Origin of the sequence: Gaiella sp. (assembly GCF_035558935.1) — a bacterium.
Taxonomy (GTDB): domain Bacteria; phylum Actinomycetota; class Thermoleophilia; order Gaiellales; family Gaiellaceae; genus Gaiella.
In genome coordinates, this window is record NZ_DATMBZ010000110.1 from 1 (window position 1) to 17,830 (window position 17,830).

Below are 17,830 nucleotides of genomic sequence, written 5' to 3' on the forward strand. Positions count from 1 at the left end.
CGGGCCTGCGGGCGATGGCGATGGGCACCGACTTCGACGCCGAGGAGCTCGGCTTCATGGCACCGCAGCGGGTTCCGGTAGAGGCTCTCGAGGCGGGCGAGGTCGGCTACGTCGTGACCGGGCTCAAGGACGTCTCGCGCCTGCGCGTCGGCGACACGCTGACGACGCGCCGCGCCGGGGCGGCGTCACCGCTGCCCGGCTACAAGGACGTCAAGCCAATGGTCTTCGCCGGGCTCTTCCCGACCGACTCGGACGACTACCCCGAGCTTCGCGACGCCCTCGAGAGGCTCAAGCTCAACGACGCCGCGCTGTTCTACGAGCCGGAGACGTCACAGGCGCTCGGGTTCGGCTTCCGCTGCGGGTTCCTGGGTCTTCTCCACATGGAGATCGTTCGTGAGCGGCTCGAGCGGGAGTTCGACCTCGACCTGCTCGTGACCGCGCCGAACGTCGCCTATCAGGTCAAGGAGAAGAACGGCGAGTGGGTCGAGGTCCACAACCCGGCGGACATGCCGCGCGACCCCGAGGAGGTACAGGAGCCGTACGTTCGCGCGCAGGTCATCGTGCCGAAGGACTACGTCGGCGCGGTGATGGAGCTCTGCACCGAGCGACGCGGTCGTTTCGACCACATGGAGTATCTCTCCGAGACGCGCGTCCTGCTCACGTACGAGCTGCCGCTCGGGGAGATCGTCTACGACTTCTACGACCAGTTGAAGTCCAGGACGCGGGGGTATGCGAGCTTCGACTACGACGTTGCAGGCTTCCGTGACGGCGAGCTCGCCCGGGTCGACGTCCTCGTCGGCGGCGAGCAGGTCGACGCGCTGTCGCTGATCGCCCACCGTGACGCCGCGTACGAGCGCGGCAAGCTGCTCGTCGAGCGGCTGCGCGAGGAGATCCCGCGACAGATGTTCGACGTGCCCATCCAGGCAGCGATCGGCTCGCGCGTCATCGCGCGCGAGACGGTCAAGGCGAAGCGCAAGGACGTGCTCGCGAAGTGCTACGGCGGCGACATCACCCGCAAGCGAAAGCTGCTCGAGAAGCAGAAGAAGGGCAAGAAGCGGATGAAGCAGGTCGGCGGCGTCGAGGTGCCGCAGGAGGCGTTCCTCGCCGTCCTCAACCTCGACGGCGAGAAGAAGCGGTGAGCCGCACGCTCGTCTGACCATGAGCGGCGTCCGGCACCTCTACGTCCACCTGCCGTTCTGCGCCCACCGCTGCGGCTACTGCGACTTCGTGACCGCAGTGGGCCGCGTCGGGGAGCACGGGGCGTACGCGGAGGCGATCGTGGGGGAGCTCGAGCGAGAGCGCCGGCGCCTCGCGCCCGACGTCGAGACCGTGTTCGTGGGCGGGGGGACGCCGACGTTCACGGAGCCCGCGGCGCTCCGGCGCGTGCTCGCCGCGCTCCCGGACGCCGACGAGCTGACCGTCGAGGCGAATCCCGAGACCGTGACGCCGGCGCTCGCTGCGGTGCTGCGCGAGGTCGGCGTGACACGCGTCTCCGTCGGCGCGCAGTCGTTCGACGAGAGGCTGCTCGAGGTGCTCGAGCGCGTTGCCGGCCCAGACGACGTCCGGCGCGCGGTTCATACTCTCCGTGATGCCGGTTTCGACAACATCTCACTCGATCTCGTCTACGGGATCCCGGGCCAGAGCGCCGCCGACCTCGAAGCGGATCTCGCGAGCGCCCTTGCGCTCGAGCCCGAGCACCTTTCCTGCTACGAGCTCGAGGCGAAGCCGGGGACGCGGTTCACACATGCACACGGCGCCGAGCTCGCCCGCCAGGCGGAGGCGATGGAGGGCTACGCCGAGCAGGTCGTGGAGACGCTGACCGGCGCCGGCTACCGCTGGTACGAGACGGCCAACTTCTGTCGAAAGGCGGAGGGAGAGCGCGAGCTCCGCGCGCAACACAACCTGGCGATCTGGCGCGGCGCCGATTACCTCGGCATCGGCGTCGGGGCGGTGTCGACGCTCGGGAGCGAGCGGCGGCGGAACGCACCCTCCGTCGGGCGCTACGTGACGGCGCTCGCGGCCGGCAAGGACCCACCCCGCGAGGTCGAGCTCCTCGACGAAGGCACCCGCGCGGTCGAGCTGCTGATGCTCGGGCTCCGGCTCGACGAGCCGTTCGCGATCGACGAGAGCGGTGTCGCGGGCGTCGTCGATCGCGATGCGCTCGACCGGCTGGTCGATCGCGGGCTGGTCGAGCGGCGGAACGGGTCCGTGCTGCTCAGCCCGCGCGGACGCCTCCTGGGGGGTGCGGTGACCGCGGAGCTGCTGGCCTAGCGGCATCCCTTACGTGGCCTGGGATCGCCCGGCCTCGCGGCTACCATCGATCCGTGGAGCTCACCCCGCGGAAGCTCGAGGTCCTGCGGCGGGTGGTCGAGGAGTACGTGGCGACCGGACAGCCCGTCGGCTCGAAGGTGCTCGTCGAGCGCCCGGGACTCGACGTGTCGTCGTCGACCGTGCGCAGCGAGCTCTTCGAGCTCGAGGCGATCGGGCTCCTGACGCATCCTCACACCTCTGCCGGGCGCGTCCCCACGCAGAGCGGCTTCCGCGTGTACACCGAGAAGCTCGTGGGTGCGATCGACGGCCGGCCGGCGCCATTCCCGCTCGACCTGACCGCGATGCGCAACGAGCTCGAGGAGGCGTTGCGCCGCACGACCGACGCCCTCTCCGAGACGACGCATCTGCTCGCTCTCGTCTCGGCGCCCGCGCTCGAGGCAGCCGCCGTCCGGCACGTCGAGGTCCTGCAGCTCCAGCCGAAGGTCGTCATCGTCGTGGTCATCACGGCATCGGGCGCCGTCTCCAAGCGCGTCTTCGAGCTCGAGGCCGACGTCGACTCGGGGCTCGTCGACTGGGCGCGCGCGTACCTCGACGAGACGATCGTCGGCAAGCGCGCGAGTGGGAGCGTCGTCCGCCGAGCGTTCGAGGATCCCGGGCTCTCGCTCAGGGAGCGGACGTTCCTCGAGACCCTGCGGCCGGTGTTCGCGGACGTCGTGGCCAGCGCGACCGAGTTGTACGTCGGCGGCGCGGCCGGCCTGCTCGGCGATGCGACCGGCGCCGACCTCGAGGCGTGCCAGCGGCTGCTCGAGGTGCTCGAGCGCCGTGCAGCGGTGCTCGGCCTTCTCCAGGAGGCGCTCGACCCGAAGCGCCCCGTGGTGAGAGTCGGGCCGGAGCTCGAGGGCGAGGAGCTCGAGGGCGCGTCGTACGTCGGCGCGACCTACGGTCTGCCCAACCGCTCGCTCGGAGCCGTCGGCCTGCTCGGCCCGCTGCGCATGGACTACGAGAAGGCGATCCGCTCGGTTCGCGCCGCCGCCTACGAGCTGTCGCGGCTCGCCGAGGACGTGTACGGGACGCCGTGATGGCGACGACCGAGTCTGACTACTACGAGCTCCTCGGGGTCGCGCGCGACGCGAGCCACGCCGAGATCAAGCGAGCGTTCCGCCGCCTCGCTCGCGAGCTGCATCCCGACGTGAGCGGCGAGCCCGACGCGGATCGACGCTTCCGCGCCGTCGCCGAGGCATACGAGGTGCTGTCCGACCCCGAGCGCCGGCGCGCCTACGACCGCTTCGGTCACGCGGGCGTCCGCGGCGGCTTCGGCCCGATGGACGCCGACTTCGGCAGCCTCTCGGACGTCTTCGCGGCGTTCTTCGGCGAGACGCTCTTCGGGCAGGGACCGCGCACGGGGCCGCGGCCGACGCGCGGCCCGGACGTCGCGGCGCAGGTCGAGATCGACCTCGCCGACGCGGCGCGCGGGATCTCCCTCGATGTGGGCGTCCGCGTTGCGAGGAGCTGCGAGGCCTGCGACGGCTCGGGCGCTGCGCCCGGGACGTCGCCGATTTCCTGTCCGGGGTGCGGCGGCTCGGGGGTCGTGCAGCAGGTCTCGCGCACCGTCCTCGGCCAGATCGTCAGGTCGGGGGCGTGCCCCCGGTGCGACGGCAGTGGCCGGATCGTCGAGACGCCATGCGAACGGTGCGAGGGAGACGGCCGCATCCTCGAGGATGTCCCACTCGAGCTCGATGTCCCCGCCGGAATCCACGACGGCCAACGGATTCGCGTCCGCGGCGCCGGGCACGCGGGCACCCTGGGCGGTCCGCCCGGCGACGTCTACGTGACCGTGCGCGTCCGTCCGCTCGAAGGAGTGGAGCGGGACGGCGACGATCTGCACGTCCGCGCGTCGCTGACGATGACGGAGGCCGCGCTCGGGGCGACGGTCAACGTGCCGACGACGGACGGTCCGCTCGAGGTGGAGCTCGCCCCCGGGACGCAGCCGGGGACGGTGCACACCGTGTCGGGACGCGGTATGCCGTCGCTCGAGACCGGGAGGCGGGGCAGTCTGCGCGTCCACGTGGACGTGCGAATCCCGACGCACCTGAGCGCCGACCAGCGCGCCGAGCTGCTGCGGCTGGAGAACCAGCTGGGCGCGAACGCGTACCGCGACGACGACGACGGATTCCTCGGGCGGCTGAAGAGCGCCTTCCGTTGAGCGTCGCCGACCGGCGGTCGGCGCTCGTCGTGGTGGCAACCGAGGCCGAGCCGGTCGTCGCCGAATGGCGCCTCCGCTACCACCGCCACTCGGTCGAGCGCCGCATCCCGCCGCACCTGACCGTTCTCTTCCCGTTCGTCGCGCAGCCGCAGGTGCGGGACGAGCTCCTCCACGAGCTCGGCCGCCTCTACGCTCCGCTCCCCTCGTTCACGTACGACCTCGTCTCGGTCGAGGCGTTCCCGCAGGCGGCGTGGCTCGCGCCAATGCCGGCGCAGCCGTTCCTCGACCTCATCGCGACCACCAGCGCGGCGTTCCCGGCCTACCCGCCGTACGGGGATCCCGGGCTCGCGCCGGTCCCGCACTGCACGGTCGGCACCGACGACGATCCCGGCCTCGTCGAGGAGATGGTTCGCCAGCTCCGGGCGGGGCTCGGTCCGCAGCTTCCGATCCGCTGCCGTGCCGGGGAGGTCACTCTCCTCGCGGAGCGTCTCGATGGGGCCTGGGCAACACGCGCCACGTTCCCGCTCGGGGGCTCCGGATGAGCCTCAGGAGGGTCACGGTGCGCACTGCCGGGGACGCGGCGGAGCCACTTCGTGCGCGCCTGCTCGAGCTCGTCCCCGACGGATTCGAGGAACGGGACGACGGCGGGGTGGTCGAGCTCGCCGCCTACGTGCCCGAACGGGAGGTCGAGGCGATCCTCGCGGCGTTCCCGGGTGCAACGGCGGAGGCCGTGGAAGACGGGTGGGAGGACGCGTGGCGCACGTTCCACCGCCCCGTCGTGGTGCAGGGTCTCTGGCTCGGGCCGCCGTGGGAGCGACCGCCCGATCCATCCCGCACCGTCGTGATCGACCCCGGCAGGGCGTTCGGCACGGGCGCGCACCCGACGACGCGCCTCTGCGTCGATCTCCTGGCCAGGACGACCCGCCGTGGCTCGCTCCTCGACGTCGGCTGCGGCTCGGGCGTGCTCGCGATCGCAGCCGTGCGGCTCGGCTTCGAGCCGGTGCTCGCGGTCGACGTCGACCCCGTGGCCGCGGAGACGACTCGTACCAACGCCGAGGCGAACGGCGTCAGCGTCCGGGCGATGGTGGTCGATGCCCTCGCCGAGACGCTGCCCGCGGCCAGGGTCGCCGTCGCGAACGTGCTCCTCGGGCCGGTCGAGCGGATCCTCGCGCGGTTGGACAGCGTCGAGGCGATCACCTCGGGGTACCTCGCCGGCGAGCGTCCGGCCCATCCGGGCTGGTCCCACGTCGAGACGCTGGAGTTGGACGGCTGGGCGGCCGACCGGTTTCGCAGGCCGTGATCGGCCGCGCGCGCCGGGTTCTCTGTCACCATCAGGCCGTGCCGGGGCGCATGCGATGAGAACGATCGCGGTCGCCGTCGTCGCACTCGTGGCCATCGCGGCGGCTGCGACGTTCGCCGTCCTCTACTTCACGGACGAGCGTGCGACCCGCACTGTGATCGTCAGGCCGTGCGGAGACCGGACGTTCGGTCACATCGCGTCGCTCGAGCGCGACTCGGGCCGCTGGCTGCTGCACTTCGACCCTGCGTGGTTCACGAGCGGCCTCACTGCGAACACCGCGGCGGCAGAGGACGGTGTCGTCGGGCCGGGCGAGCCGGTCCCGAACGACAACTACCGGATCGACGAGGGCCATCGGCTGCTGACCTACATCGTCGCGCCGCACGCTCGTGTCACGGTCCTCACCCGGCACGGCGATCCCGGGCGCTTCGGCGCAACGCCCATCACCGTTGCTCAACTGGCAGAGCTCGTCAGGGGCGAGAAGCCGGTCCAGCTGTTCGAGCCGCTCGACACGGGCGTGTGGATCCGAATCCATGTGGACACCGTCTGCGCGATCGAGCACCAGTACCAGCCCTGACCGGTCGCGAGGTGCTACACGGCCTTCCAGAACACGGTCGTGTCGCACGGGCGGCCGTCGGGGTAGAGCGCGTAGTTCGGGATCACGCCGACGCGCGTCCACCCGAGGCGCGCATAGAGACGCTCGGCATCGTCGCCCGTCACCGTGTCCAGCACGAGCAGTGTCCTTCCCTCCGCCCGCGCCTCCGCCTCGGCGTGGTCCATCAGGAGCTCGGCGACGCCGCGCCGCCTGGCCGCGCGATGCACGAGGAGCTTCGCGACGTCTCCGCGGTGCGGCTGGTTCGGCGGCGTCGCGAACACGACCTGGACGGTCCCGACGATCGTGTCGCCGAGGAACGCAGCGAGGAGCAGGCGCCCGTCTCGCTCGACGTCCTCGGCCCAGGCCGCGAACGCCTCGCGTGCCTGCTCGTGCGAGAACGGCGCCATGTAGCTGACGGACGCGCCACCCGCGACGCAGTCGGCGAGCACGGCCGCGAGCCCGTCGAGCCGCTGGCGCACCTCGGTCGCATCGAGGCGGCGAACGTCGATTCCGCCCGCGCCGTCAGCCGTCATGCCGTGGAACTTACGTCCTGGAAGTAGATTGGCGCCGTGAGCTTCTCCGTTCCGGCCGAGGCGTACGACCGCTTCATGGGACGCTACTCGGGCCGCCTCGCGCCGGGGTTCGCGCGGTTCGCCGGCGTGGAGCCCGGTCAGCGCGTGCTCGACGTCGGCTGCGGGCCGGGTGCCCTGACGACGGAGCTCGTGCGGCTGCTCGAGCCGTCCGCGGTCACCGCGGTCGATCCGTCCGAGCCCTTCGTGGAGGCCGCTCGGGAGCGCAATCCTGAGGTTCGGGTGGAGCGCGCGTCGGCGGAGAACCTGCCCTTCTCCGACGGCGACTTCGACGCGGCCCTGGCGCAGCTCGTCGTCCATTTCATGACGGATCCCGTGGCCGGCATCGCCGAGATGGGTCGCGTGACGCGCGCGGACGGCTTCGTCGCGGCCTGCGTCTGGGACCACGCGGGCGGGCGAGGGCCGCTCGCAACGTTCTGGGATGCCGTGCACGCAGTCGACCCGGACGCCGGGGACGAGTCGCATCTCCCCGGCGCGCGCGAGGGCGACCTGAGCAGGCTGTTCACGGAGGCGGGGCTCCACGACGTCGAGGAGACGCTCCTCTCGGTCACGGTCGAGCACCCGACGTTCGAGGAGTGGTGGGAGCCGTTCGAGCTCGGGGTCGGCCCAGCCGGCGGCTACACCTCGGGGCTGGATCCGCGACGCCGCGAGGCGCTGCGCGAGGCGTGCCGGGCACGGCTCGACGATCCCCCGTTCGTCGTCATCGCGGGTGCGTGGGCGGCGCGAGGGCGCCGACGGTGATCACGCCCGAGGATGTCGCCGGCATCGCGATCTTCGCAGGCCTCGACGCCGATCAGCGTGAGCGGCTCGCGCGCGCGTCGGCCGACATCAGCCTCCTCGCCGGCGAGTTCGCCGCGCATCAGGGGTCGGAGCGGGCGCTGTTCGGCCTGCTCGAGGGGCGGATCGAGGCGGTTCGGTTCTCCGACGGCGTCGACGAGATCGTCGGGCGGCGTGAGCTGGGGGACGTCTTCGGGGAGGTGCCGATCACGCTCGGAACGGTCTTCCCGGTGGGGTTCCGGGCGGCGGAGCCTTCGCGCGTGCTGCGGATCGAGCCGCACGACTACCACGCGCTGGCCGCGGTCGTGCCGGGGCTCGCCGAGGAGGTGGGGAAGCTCGCCGGCGAGCGGATGAGCGGCGCCCGCGGGCTCCAGGGCCTCGCCGCCGCCCCGTCGCCGCCGCGTGCGATCGTCGTCGGCCACCGCTACGACTCGTCCTGCGCCGACCTGCGGCGCTTCCTCGACCGCAACCTCGTCACGTTCGAGTGGCTCGTCGCGGACGCGCCGGACGCGGAGGCCGTCTGGGGCGGCCCGCTGCCCGGCGCCGACGAGCTCCCGGCGGTGAAGATGCTCGACGGCGGCACGGTCGTCCGGCCGCTGCTCCGCCAGGTCGCCGGACTGCTCGAGCTCGAGGATGCCGACGTCCTGCGCCCCCAGCTCCGTCGGGTCGCCGAAGGGCTCGGGCTCGCGACGGAGGCAGAGGCGGAGGAGTACGACGTCGTCGTCGTGGGAGCCGGCCCTGCAGGGCTCGCCGCCGCCGTGTACGGCGCCTCCGAGGGTCTCCGTGTGCTCGTGATCGAGCGTGAGGCGCCGGGCGGGCAGGCCGGGACGTCGTCTCGGATCGAGAACTACCTCGGCTTCCCGGACGGCGTCTCGGGCGACGACCTGGCCGGCAAGGCGCTCCGCCAGGCACGACGGCTGGGCGCCGAGATACTCGTCACCCGCACGATCACGGCGATCGACTCCGCGACCCGCTCGGTCCACCTCGAGGCGGGCGACGTGATCCGCGCGCGGACGATCGTCCTCGCGTGCGGGGTCGCCTGGCGCCGCCTTGCGATCGAAGGCTTCGACCGGCTCGCCGGCAAGGGAGTCTTCTACGGCGCGGCACGCAACGAGGCGAGGAACACACACGGCCTGGACGTCCATGTCGTCGGTGCGGGCAATTCGGCGGGGCAGGCGGCGGTCTTCTTCTCGAGGCATGCCCGGAGCGTGACGATGCTCGTGCGAGGTGACGGTCTCGGGGCGTCGATGTCGCGCTACCTCGTCGACCAGATCGAGGCTCTGCCCAACATCCGCCTCCTGCCGCGGACAGAGGTCGTGGCGGCACACGGCGACGCGTCGCTCGAGGCCATCGACGTGCGCGACGACGCGGGAGAGACGGCGCGGCTCGAGTCGGGCGGGCTCTTCATCTTCATCGGGGCCGACGCACAGACGGAGTGGCTCCCCCCGGAGATCGCGCGCGATCCGAAGGGCTACGTGCTCACCGGGCACGACGTCCAGGAGGCGCAACGCTGGCCGCTCGCGCGGGACCCGTACCTGCTCGAGACGAGCGTCCCCGGCGTCTTCGCCTGCGGTGACGTGCGCTTCGCGCCGGTGAAGCGCGTTGCGGCCGCGGTGGGGGAGGGCAGCATGGCGATCGCGTTCGTGCACCAGTACCTGCGCGACACGGAGCCCGTCTAGATCTAGAACACGTCGAGCGTCGGGAACGCCGCGGTCGCGTCGATGCAGCTCGCGAGGTAGAGCGCGGTCCCCAGGTCGCCCGTCCAGAGCGTGTGGCGCCCGCGGCCGTGCTCCACCCGAGCGTGCTCGACCTGGCCGGTCGCGTGCATCGCAAAGGCACGCGCGCGGTGGAGCCAGAGCTCGTCTCCGGTCCGCTCGAGGAGCTTCAGGAAGGAGTAGCCGTTCCCGGCGGTGCCGTGGCAAAGGTTCGCGCCCTTGCGCAGTGGGCCCGCCCGCCAGGTCAATTCGCCGCCCGCCACCAGGAGCTCGGTGAGCTCGTCGTCGTCCGGGGCGAGCGACGCGAGCGACGCGACGATCCCGGGCGCGCCGTGACACCACTGGGTACGGCGAGGCACCGAGCTCGGCTCGACGGAGGGTGGCCACTGCGCGAGCCCCCCGTCGCGCAGCGCGTGCGCGGACAGAGTCGCCACCGCGCGGCGCTCGAGCTCCTCCCGCCGCGTCGCGTCGAGCAGGTCGCCGCGGGCGAGGACGTAGACGTTCCCGGCGAAGCCGTGCGCCGGGCCGAAAATGTGCGCGCGGTGGCCGTAGAGGTCCTGTTCCCAGAGGTCGTCCTGCCACGCGGCCCAGAGGGCCTCCGCAGACTGCTCCCAGGCGGTGCGCCAGCTCGGCGCGCCGGTGCGCTCGTGCATCACCTGGGCGGCGAGCATCGTGCCCGGTGAGCCCCACATGAACTCACGCGTCGGGTTCGCGGCGTTCGACCTGACCGCCGCGAGAAGCTCGTCCTCCTGCCAGGCGGCGGGGGCGAGCGTGTGCGCGACGAGCAGGATCCCCGCCTCGCCCATCCAGAGCGACGGGACGACGCCGACGTCGGGGAAGTCGGGCTCGGAGCGGTAGCGATCGGCAAGGCTCGGCGCGACATCCCGCCAGTCCCGTTCCAGCTCGACCGCACCGGAGCGCCGCAACGCCTCGAGTGCCCAGACGACGCCCGCCGCGCCGAGGTAGAGCGACGCGGTTCGTCGCAGCGGAGAGCCGTCCTCGTCGTCGAGCGGATGCGGCGGCCACAGCTCGTCGGGGTCGAATGCGCGCTCGGTCTCCGAGACGATCGCGCGGATCGCGGAGCGCGCCCGCTCCGGGTCCCACGCCGTGCCTCCGAGCGGCTCGTGCGCCTCCGGGTCGAAGAGCGTCGTCACAGAAGCTCTGCCGCGAAGAGCGCGTAGACCGCCGCGCAGCGGCGAATCGCCTCCTCGTCGACGTATTCGCTCGGGCCGTGGGAGACCTCGAGGAGGCCGGGACCGTAGGCAAAGGCCGGGATGCCGAGCTGCGCGTACCAGCGCGTCTCGAGCACGCCCGGACACAGCTCGAACCGGGGCGGCTCGCCCTCCACCGCGGCGACGCACCGTGCGAGCGCCTGCGCGGCAGAGTGGGAGGGGTCCGTGCTCGCCGCAGGCTGCCGCTGGAGGAGGTCGACGGTCACGTCGGCGCCGACGTCGGCGGCGGCTCGGTCGATCCTGTCCGTCAGCCTCGCGAGCTCGGTCTCGAGCTCCTCGTCGGGATCGAAACGACGGTCGACCGAGAACCAGGCCGAGCCCGGCACGACGTTGAAGCCGGCGCCCGACCCCGCGGCACCGCCGACCACGAGCGTCGAGCCTCCTTGCTCGCGGAGGGAATCGGAGAGCCGCGCGAGCGGTTCGGCCACCCGCAGCATCCCCTCGAACGCATTCACGCCGAGATGCGCCTGTCCGACGTGCGCCTCTCGCCCCCGGACCTCGACGCGGAGGGTGAGCGCCCCGCGGCTCGCGTGCCAGACGACACCTCCCGTCGGCTCGGCGGTGACCATCGCGACCGCGTCGGCGTCGATCACGCCCGCCCGGCGCAGGTGGCCCGAGCCCGCGGCGCTACCCGTCTCCTCGTCGCAGACGAGGTGGAGGACGACCTTTCCGCGGTGAAGCAGCCCGAGCGCTGACGCCGCAGCAGCGCCGAACAGCATGCTCACGAGCCCGCCCTTCATGTCGGCCGTCCCTCGCCCGACGATCCTCCCGTCGCCGCGGGCCGCACGGAACTGTGCGGGATCCTGCGCGGGGACGACGTCGAAGTGGCCGTGGAAGTACAGCGTCTCCGGCCCTTCCCCGGCGCTGCCGCGGACGACGCACGGCTCCTCGAGCCCGTCTGACGGCTCGAGCAGGGTGAGCTCCGGTGCGAGGTGGAGCTGCTCCATGACGTCGCTCAGGAGGCGCCCGCAGGTTCCGAGCCCGCGACCCGGAGGGTTCTCGGTGTCGATCGCCACCAGGTGCTCGACGAGCGCGGCCATCTCGTCCGCTCGCGGCTCGAGCCAGGCCTGGATGTCGGCAGCGTGGTCGACCACGGCGAGGGCGAACGGTAGACGTCCCCGTCTGTTCCGGAGGACCGTGCGTCTAAGCTCTTGGACTCGCATGGCGACCTTCTCGACGCGCTTCCTCGGCTGCAAGGTCTCGTTCGCCGACGCCCAGGCGATCCGGGAGCGGCTGCTGGCGGACGGACACACCGAGGTCGCGGAGGGCGGCGACTTCCAGGTGGTCAACACGTGCTGCGTCACGCACGAGGCCGTTTCCAAGTCTCGACAGGCAGCCGCGAGGGCCGCGCGCTCGGCACGCTCGGTCTATGTGACCGGCTGCGCCTCCAGCCTCGAGGGGGCGTTCGGCGGCTCGGCGCCCAACGTCGTCGTCACCGGCCGCACGGGCGACGAGGCTGCGGCGTTCGTCGCGAACGACGTCGGTGCGATCGGCTGTGTGAACGCCGACCACCGCCTCGATCGCGTCCGCGCCTTCGTGAAGATCCAGGACGGATGCTCGTTCTCGTGCGCGTTCTGCGTGATCCCGTTCGTGCGCGGCGCGACACGCAGCCGCACGGCAGACGCCGTCCTCACCGACGTTCGCCGGCGCGTGGCGCAGGGTCACCGCGAGATCGTCCTCACGGGTGTCAACCTGGGCTGCTTCCGCGACCGCGCAGCGGGGTACACGCTCGCCCGGCTCGTCCGAGAGGCGGGCGCGACGCCGGGGCTCGAGCGGCTGCGGCTGTCCTCGATCGAGGTCAACCACGTCGACGCCGACCTCGTCGCGGCCGTCCTGGAGACGCCGTCCGTCTCGCCTCACCTCCACGTGCCGCTGCAGTCGGGCGACGACGACGTGCTACGCGCGATGGGCCGCCGCTACACGGCTGACCAGTTCGAGCGGCGGCTGGCGCCGCTCGCGGGCCTCAATCTCACGACCGACGTCATCGTGGGCTTCCCGGCTGAGGACGACGCCGCCTTCGAGCGGACGCTCGTTCTCGTCGAGCGCCTGGGGATGACGAAGGTGCACGTCTTTCCCTACTCGCCGCGGCCCGGGACGCGGACCGCGGACGCGGACACCGTTCGGCCCGAGGTGAAGCACGAGCGCGGCGCGAGGCTCCGCGCCCTCTCGGACGAGCTCTGTCGGCGGCGGTGGGCCGGCCGCGTCGGCTCGTCCGACCGCGTGCTCGTCGATCGCCCCGGGCGGGGGTACGCCGACGACTACACGCCGTGGCTCGTGGCCGCCGACGTCGGCTCGTTCGTCACGGCGCGCGCCGTCGGCGTGGGGGACGAGGGGGTGCTCGCCGTTGCCGCCTGAGGACTGCCTCTTCTGCCGGCTCGTCCGCGAGGGCGATCACGTCCACACCGCGGACGGGTTCGTCGCGATCCGCGACATCGCGCCCAAGGCGCCGACGCATCTGCTGATCGTCCCCGAGCGCCACGTCGACACGTTCCGCGACGTCGCCGCATTCGGGCCCGAGGAGGCGAAACGGATGCTCGAGTTCGTCGCCGAGACCGCTGCAAAGGCGGGGCTGGAGGACTACCGCGTGATCGTCAACGTGGGTCCCGGCGGCGGCCAGACCGTGTTCCACCTGCACTGGCACGTCCTCGGGGGCGCTAGCCTGCCCGGGTTCGAATGACGCTGATCGCCGAAATCGAGGGTGAGCTGAAGGACGCACGCCGCGCCCGCGACGACGCGCGCCGTGATGCCCTCGCCCTCGTTCTGAACGCGCTCAGAGCCGCCGAGAAAGACCTGCAACGGTCGCTCTCGGAGGAGGAGTCGCTCCAGGTGCTCCAACGCGAACGGAAGAAGCGCGTCGAGGCGATGGAGGCGTTCGACGCCGCGGGCCGGGAGGAACAGGCCGATCGCGAGGAGTTCGAGCTCGGGGTGATCGAGGAGTTCATGCCCGACGAGCTCTCCGAGGAGGAGCTGGAGGAGATCGTCGACGACGTGATCGCGGAGGTCGGCGCGACCTCGATCCGCGACCTCGGCCGCGTGATGGCGGACCTCATGCCGCGGGTCTCCGGCCGGGCAGACGGCTCCGTGGTCAGCCAGCTCGTCCGCGAGAAGCTCGCCTGAGCGATCTCGTGCGTTGGACGCGGGCGCTCCAGGCGCTCGCCCAGACGGGCCTCACCTATGCGGAGGGGCCGTACGACCGGGAGCGCTACGAGGCGGTGCAGCGGATCGCCGCCGAGATGGCGGCCGCCGCCGGCGGCGAGGAGCCGGAGGAATTGCTCGCCCGCTTCTCGGAGGAGAGCGGCTACCGGACGCCCAAGGTCGACGTCCGCGGCGTCGTCCTCGAGTCCGATCGGCTCCTGCTCGTGCGCGAGCCGGGAAGCCCCGGCTGGTGCCTCCCCGGCGGGTGGGCCGACGTCGGCGAGACCCCGTCGCGGGCGGTCGAGAAGGAGGTCGTGGAGGAGGCGGGGCTCACGGTGCGCGCTGTGCGCCCGCTCGGCGTGTTCGACCGGGACTTCCGCGGCCGTCTCCGCTGGCCGGCGCACGTCTACAAGCTGTACGTCCTCTGCGAGCCGCTCGGCGGGACCCCGGTGCCCGACGGCGTCGAGACCGAGGCGGCCGCGTACTTCGGGCTCGACGTACTTCCCGAGCTGTCGCTGAAGACACCGTCCGAGCAGCTCGAGCGCGCGCTCGAGGTCGCCCGCGACCCGAGCGTGCCGGCGGCGCTGGACTAGCCTCTAGACCTGGCGCCGCGTCGCCCTGCAGCGACGAAGGCCGGCGAGCCGCGAGAGGCGCCGGCGGTTTCGCGCGACGATCGCGTAGCCGAGGCGTGACGGTGCAGGGGCGGCCTCGACCAGCCGCGCAGCCCAGCCCAGCCGCGGCAGCGAACGGAGGATCGGCGGCAGCGCGTCGGATCCCGAGCGTCGGCGCCCGCGGTCGTCCACGACGTGCACCGTCGCCTCGCGCCGCGTTCGGGTGAGGTCGCGGAGCTCGTGGTCGCCCGCCGCCGAGCGAATCGGCGACACGTGAATCCCGCGCTCGGAAAGCCAGGCGGCGAGCCGGCCGCAGATCCCGCAGTCGGCGTCGTAGAGCACGAGTGCCGCCCGAGCGCGCATTGGCAGCTCAACCGTAGCCGGGGGACGACAAACCCTCTCCTTACACTGAGACGCGTGCAGGACGTCCTCACGGTCCCGAACGAGGTCGCGGCGGAGCTCGCCGGCGTCGGCGACGGCGTGCTCGACAGCCTGCGCGAGCGGCTCGGCTGCTCCATCTCGCTGCGCGGCAACCGGCTCACGCTGTCGGGCGAGGAGGCGCGCGTCGCCGAGGCGCGCGCGGTGCTGGACGAGCTCGTCGAGCTCGTGGAGGGTGGTCACGCCATCGGCCCGGACACGGTCGGCGCCGTCGTCGCGGCGCTCGACCAGTCCGAGGACATCCGCGACGTCTTCGAGGACGTCGTCTGGCGTCACCGTGGCAAGAAGATCGCGCCGAAGACGGTGACGCAGAAGCGCTACGTCGACGCGATCCGCAGCTCGACCGTCACGTTCGGCATCGGGCCGGCGGGCACCGGGAAGACGTACCTCGCGATTGCGCTCGCGGTGAAGGCGCTCTCCGAGCGCGAGGTGGGGCGGATCATCCTGACGCGACCCGCCGTCGAAGCCGGCGAGCGGCTCGGTTTCCTCCCCGGTGACGTCCTCGCCAAGGTCGACCCGTACATGAGGCCGCTCTTCGACGCGCTCTACGACACCATGGACGCCGACCGGCTGAACGCGTTCATCGACCGGGGCACGATCGAGGTGGCGCCGCTCGCATTCATGCGTGGCCGGACCCTCAACGACTCGTTCGTGATCCTCGACGAGGCCCAGAACACGACGCCCGAACAGATGCAGATGTTCCTCACCCGGCTCGGGTTCGGCTCGAAGATGGTCGTCACCGGCGACGTCACGCAGGTCGACCTGCCGCGCGAGCAGGCGTCGGGGCTGATCCAGGTGCGCGACATCCTCAGGTCGCTCGACGGGATCGGCTTCGTCGAGTTCGGGCACGAGGACGTCGTCCGGCACAAGCTCGTCCAGCGGATCGTCGAGGCGTACAAGCGGCACGCCGAGGAGACCGGCTCTGCGCGCGACCGCTGATGATCGAGGTCGAGGCCTCGAACAGGAGCGGGGCGGAGGTCGACGAGGCCGCGGCGGTCGCCCTCGCGCGCGAGGTGCTCGCGGCGGAGGGGGTCACGGACGGTGAGCTCGGGATCGCGTTCGTCGGACCTGACGAGATGCGGGCGCTGAAGCGGGAACACCTCGGCGTCGACGAGCCGACGGACGTGCTCTCGTTCCCGCTCGACGGGACCGACCCGCTTCCGGAGGGCGAGCCGCGGGCGCTCGGGGACGTGGTGCTGTGCCCGCAGGTGACCGGCGACGACTGGCGCTGGCCGCTTGTCCACGGCCTCCTGCACGTCCTGGGTCACGAACACGGCCCGGCCATGGAGGAGCGCGAGCGCGCGCACCTGTCGTGATCACCCCACGCCGCCGTCCGTCCATCTTCGAGAGCTTCAACTTCGCGATCGAGGGGATCATCCATGTGCTCCGCACCCAGCGGAACATGCGCATCCACTTCGGCGTCGCCGTCGCGGTGCTGGTGACAGCGCTCGCGTTCGACGTCTCGCGCCTCGAGCTGATCGCGCTGCTGATCGCGATCGCGTTCGTGCTGATCGCGGAGATGTTCAACACCGCGGTCGAGGCCGCCGTCGACGTCGCGTCGACCTCGTTCGACCCCATGGCGAAGCTCGCGAAGGACATCGGAGCCGGCGCGGTCCTGATTGCCTCGATCAACGCCATCGCCGTCGGGTACCTCGTCTTCTCGGGCCAGGTTGCCGACGAGAGCTCGCGCCTGCTCGACAAGCTCTCGGAGGCGCCGGCGGAGCTGACGCTGATCGCGCTCGTCCTCACGATCGCGCTCGTGATCGCGCTGAAGGCCTTCTCGGGCCGCGGCTCGCCGCTGCGGGGCGGGTGGCCGTCCGGTCACGCCGCCGTGGCGTTCGCGGCGTGGATGGCCGTCACGCTCGTGCTCGGGGACACCGAGCATCGCTTCCTCGTATCCTCCCTGACGCTGATCATGGCGCTCCTCGTCGCCCAGACCCGGATCGAGGCAGGCGTGCACTCGGCCCTCGAGGTCGCCTCGGGCGGCGTTCTCGGCGCGCTCGTCACGCTCGTCATCTTCCAGGGGTTCTCCGCATGACGGACGACGAGCTCCTCGCCGCCGCCGACGCGATCGCCACGCGCGCGTACGCGCCGTACTCCCGCTTCGACGTGGGGTGCGCCGTCCTCTGCCGCGACGGCCGCGTGATCGAGGGCGTCAACGTCGAGAACGCCTCGTATCCGCTCGGCGTCTGCGCGGAGCGGGCGACGTTCTCGCGCGCAATCGTCGAGGGCTACCGGCCGGGCGACTTCGTCGTCGCGGCGATCACGGCGTCGCCGTGCGGAGGCTGCCGGCAGTGGCTTGCCGAGATGGGGGTCGAGCGCGTGCTCTTCCGGAACGGAGGGCGCGTCGTCCGGATGACGACGGACGAGCTCCTCCCCGAGCAGTTCGAGGCCGAGCAGCTTCCGTCGTGACGGCGCCTCCTACAGGCGCGCGCCTGTGGAGCGATCGGCACAGAGTCGGTGCGCTCCGGTTTCCCATCCGCGCGTGTTTCGGCGATACGCTCGAAGCGTGGGGAGGAGGCCGGCGGCCCAAGAGTTGTGGCCGAAGCGGACATGGCCGGAAGGGACAGTTGGCCGCCTTGGACGCATCGCCGGGCCTCGGCGGTCTGCGAAGCGGCACGGGCAAGCCTCCGCGTTCCAGTCGCTCGACGCGTCCCGTGGGGTGCGGCGCCGAGAGCTCGATCCGGAATGACCCTCCGTCGGCGGGACGGCCATGCCACGCCGCAGGGCGCCCGAATAGCGGCGCTACTCGGGCAACAGAGGACGCCGCAGCGCAGCGCAGAGGCTGTTCCGACCACTCGAGGCTTCCTCTCGGTCGGAGCTCCGACAGGGCGCTGTGCGAACGTCGCCTGGGCGGCATCCAGGCGGGATGAGATGAAGAGCGGGCTCGTCGCCGTCGCGGGCCGGCCGAACGTCGGCAAGTCGACTCTCGTCAACGCCCTCACGGGAGCGAAGGTCGCGATCAC

Annotated in this window: 22 protein-coding genes; 18 read left to right on the top strand and 4 right to left on the bottom strand. The window is 72.0% G+C overall.

Annotated features, from left to right (window positions below):
* The 7 genes from lepA to VNM44_RS10405 form a co-directional block, all read left to right on the top strand.
* Positions 1–1,139: translation elongation factor 4 (gene lepA, locus VNM44_RS10375; RefSeq protein WP_325625799.1), on the top strand; the 1,139-nt coding region annotated here is incomplete at its 5' end.
* A gap of 19 nt (positions 1,140–1,158) precedes the next feature.
* Positions 1,159–2,271 (top strand): radical SAM family heme chaperone HemW, encoded by a 1,113-nt coding sequence (gene hemW / locus VNM44_RS10380; protein WP_325625800.1) that lies wholly within the window; start codon positions 1,159–1,161, stop codon positions 2,269–2,271.
* Between the two features lie 53 nt (positions 2,272–2,324).
* Positions 2,325–3,350 (top strand): heat-inducible transcriptional repressor HrcA, encoded by a 1,026-nt coding sequence (gene hrcA / locus VNM44_RS10385; RefSeq protein WP_325625801.1) that lies wholly within the window; start codon positions 2,325–2,327, stop codon positions 3,348–3,350.
* Positions 3,350–4,474 (top strand): J domain-containing protein, encoded by a 1,125-nt coding sequence (locus tag VNM44_RS10390; RefSeq protein ID WP_325625802.1) that lies wholly within the window; start codon positions 3,350–3,352, stop codon positions 4,472–4,474. Before hrcA ends, VNM44_RS10390 begins: the two co-directional genes overlap by 1 nt.
* Positions 4,471–5,016 (top strand): 2'-5' RNA ligase family protein, encoded by a 546-nt coding sequence (locus tag VNM44_RS10395; RefSeq protein WP_325625803.1) that lies wholly within the window; start codon positions 4,471–4,473, stop codon positions 5,014–5,016. Before VNM44_RS10390 ends, VNM44_RS10395 begins: the two co-directional genes overlap by 4 nt.
* Positions 5,013–5,774, top strand: coding sequence for a 50S ribosomal protein L11 methyltransferase (locus VNM44_RS10400; RefSeq protein ID WP_325625804.1), 762 nt, complete (start codon positions 5,013–5,015; stop codon positions 5,772–5,774). The genes VNM44_RS10395 and VNM44_RS10400 overlap by 4 nt, the downstream gene beginning before the upstream one ends.
* A 55-nt stretch (positions 5,775–5,829) precedes the next feature.
* Complete coding sequence (locus tag VNM44_RS10405; RefSeq protein WP_325625805.1) at positions 5,830–6,348, top strand: hypothetical protein; 519 nt, start codon at positions 5,830–5,832, stop codon at positions 6,346–6,348.
* 14 nt (positions 6,349–6,362) lie between these two features.
* Here VNM44_RS10405 and VNM44_RS10410 read toward each other — a convergent pair whose 3' ends face one another.
* Positions 6,363–6,899: a GNAT family N-acetyltransferase gene (locus VNM44_RS10410; RefSeq protein ID WP_325625806.1), complete on the bottom strand. Its 537-nt coding sequence runs from the start codon at positions 6,897–6,899 to the stop codon at positions 6,363–6,365.
* Between the two features lie 36 nt (positions 6,900–6,935).
* Between VNM44_RS10410 and VNM44_RS10415 the strand changes: the two genes are divergently transcribed.
* Positions 6,936–7,697 (top strand): class I SAM-dependent methyltransferase, encoded by a 762-nt coding sequence (locus VNM44_RS10415; RefSeq protein ID WP_325625807.1) that lies wholly within the window; start codon positions 6,936–6,938, stop codon positions 7,695–7,697.
* Positions 7,694–9,412 carry an FAD-dependent oxidoreductase gene (locus tag VNM44_RS10420; protein WP_325625808.1) on the top strand — a complete coding sequence of 573 codons (1,719 nt, stop codon included), beginning with the start codon at positions 7,694–7,696 and terminating at the stop codon, positions 9,410–9,412. The genes VNM44_RS10415 and VNM44_RS10420 overlap by 4 nt, the downstream gene beginning before the upstream one ends.
* A gap of 2 nt (positions 9,413–9,414) precedes the next feature.
* Here VNM44_RS10420 and VNM44_RS10425 read toward each other — a convergent pair whose 3' ends face one another.
* The gene (locus VNM44_RS10425) at positions 9,415–10,602 is read right to left on the bottom strand and encodes a LanC-like protein (protein ID WP_325625809.1); all 1,188 of its coding nucleotides are present in this window, start codon (positions 10,600–10,602) and stop codon (positions 9,415–9,417) included.
* On the bottom strand, positions 10,599–11,774 hold the full coding sequence (locus VNM44_RS10430) for a M20/M25/M40 family metallo-hydrolase (protein ID WP_325625810.1): 1,176 nt from the start codon (positions 11,772–11,774) through the stop codon (positions 10,599–10,601). Before VNM44_RS10430 ends, VNM44_RS10425 begins: the two co-directional genes overlap by 4 nt.
* A 67-nt stretch (positions 11,775–11,841) precedes the next feature.
* Between VNM44_RS10430 and VNM44_RS10435 the strand changes: the two genes are divergently transcribed.
* The 4 genes from VNM44_RS10435 to VNM44_RS10450 are packed head-to-tail and all read left to right on the top strand — an operon-like array spanning position 11,842 to position 14,408.
* Positions 11,842–13,035, top strand: coding sequence for a MiaB/RimO family radical SAM methylthiotransferase (locus VNM44_RS10435; protein ID WP_325625811.1), 1,194 nt, complete (start codon positions 11,842–11,844; stop codon positions 13,033–13,035).
* Positions 13,025–13,357, top strand: a complete 333-nt coding sequence (locus tag VNM44_RS10440; RefSeq protein ID WP_325625812.1) for an HIT domain-containing protein — start codon at positions 13,025–13,027, stop codon at positions 13,355–13,357. Before VNM44_RS10435 ends, VNM44_RS10440 begins: the two co-directional genes overlap by 11 nt.
* Positions 13,354–13,797, top strand: coding sequence for a GatB/YqeY domain-containing protein (locus VNM44_RS10445; protein WP_325625813.1), 444 nt, complete (start codon positions 13,354–13,356; stop codon positions 13,795–13,797). The genes VNM44_RS10440 and VNM44_RS10445 overlap by 4 nt, the downstream gene beginning before the upstream one ends.
* 8 nt (positions 13,798–13,805) lie before the next feature.
* The gene (locus VNM44_RS10450) at positions 13,806–14,408 is read left to right on the top strand and encodes an NUDIX hydrolase N-terminal domain-containing protein (protein WP_325625814.1); all 603 of its coding nucleotides are present in this window, start codon (positions 13,806–13,808) and stop codon (positions 14,406–14,408) included.
* A 3-nt stretch (positions 14,409–14,411) separates the two neighbouring features.
* On the opposite strand, the gene VNM44_RS10455 is transcribed toward VNM44_RS10450, so the two are convergent.
* Entirely contained in the window at positions 14,412–14,789 is a 378-nt protein-coding gene (locus tag VNM44_RS10455; RefSeq protein WP_325625815.1) for a thiol-disulfide oxidoreductase DCC family protein, read from the bottom strand.
* A 54-nt stretch (positions 14,790–14,843) separates the two neighbouring features.
* On the opposite strand from VNM44_RS10455, the gene VNM44_RS10460 reads away from it, so the two are divergent.
* The 5 genes from VNM44_RS10460 to VNM44_RS10480 form a co-directional block, all read left to right on the top strand.
* Positions 14,844–15,803 (top strand): PhoH family protein, encoded by a 960-nt coding sequence (locus tag VNM44_RS10460; protein WP_325625816.1) that lies wholly within the window; start codon positions 14,844–14,846, stop codon positions 15,801–15,803.
* Positions 15,803–16,180 carry an rRNA maturation RNase YbeY gene (ybeY, locus tag VNM44_RS10465; RefSeq protein WP_325625817.1) on the top strand — a complete coding sequence of 126 codons (378 nt, stop codon included), beginning with the start codon at positions 15,803–15,805 and terminating at the stop codon, positions 16,178–16,180. The genes VNM44_RS10460 and ybeY overlap by 1 nt, the downstream gene beginning before the upstream one ends.
* Complete coding sequence (locus VNM44_RS10470; protein WP_325625818.1) at positions 16,177–16,902, top strand: diacylglycerol kinase; 726 nt, start codon at positions 16,177–16,179, stop codon at positions 16,900–16,902. Before ybeY ends, VNM44_RS10470 begins: the two co-directional genes overlap by 4 nt.
* Positions 16,899–17,276 (top strand): cytidine deaminase, encoded by a 378-nt coding sequence (gene cdd, locus VNM44_RS10475; protein WP_325625819.1) that lies wholly within the window; start codon positions 16,899–16,901, stop codon positions 17,274–17,276. The genes VNM44_RS10470 and cdd overlap by 4 nt, the downstream gene beginning before the upstream one ends.
* Before the next feature lie 462 nt (positions 17,277–17,738).
* Positions 17,739–17,830 (top strand): GTPase (locus tag VNM44_RS10480; protein ID WP_325625820.1); only part of this gene is annotated, 92 nt, incomplete at its 3' end.

Coding starts and splice junctions, on each gene's coding strand:
- hemW (WP_325625800.1), top strand. CDS start 1,159: ATGAGCGGCGTCCGGCACCTCTACGTCCACCTGCCGTTCTGCGCCCAC.
- VNM44_RS10390 (WP_325625802.1), top strand. CDS start 3,350: ATGGCGACGACCGAGTCTGACTACTACGAGCTCCTCGGGGTCGCGCGC.
- VNM44_RS10400 (WP_325625804.1), top strand. CDS start 5,013: ATGAGCCTCAGGAGGGTCACGGTGCGCACTGCCGGGGACGCGGCGGAG.
- VNM44_RS10405 (WP_325625805.1), top strand. CDS start 5,830: ATGAGAACGATCGCGGTCGCCGTCGTCGCACTCGTGGCCATCGCGGCG.
- VNM44_RS10410 (WP_325625806.1), bottom strand. CDS start 6,899: ATGACGGCTGACGGCGCGGGCGGAATCGACGTTCGCCGCCTCGATGCG.
- VNM44_RS10435 (WP_325625811.1), top strand. CDS start 11,842: ATGGCGACCTTCTCGACGCGCTTCCTCGGCTGCAAGGTCTCGTTCGCC.
- VNM44_RS10445 (WP_325625813.1), top strand. CDS start 13,354: ATGACGCTGATCGCCGAAATCGAGGGTGAGCTGAAGGACGCACGCCGC.
- VNM44_RS10455 (WP_325625815.1), bottom strand. CDS start 14,789: ATGCGCGCTCGGGCGGCACTCGTGCTCTACGACGCCGACTGCGGGATC.
- ybeY (WP_325625817.1), top strand. CDS start 15,803: ATGATCGAGGTCGAGGCCTCGAACAGGAGCGGGGCGGAGGTCGACGAG.
- cdd (WP_325625819.1), top strand. CDS start 16,899: ATGACGGACGACGAGCTCCTCGCCGCCGCCGACGCGATCGCCACGCGC.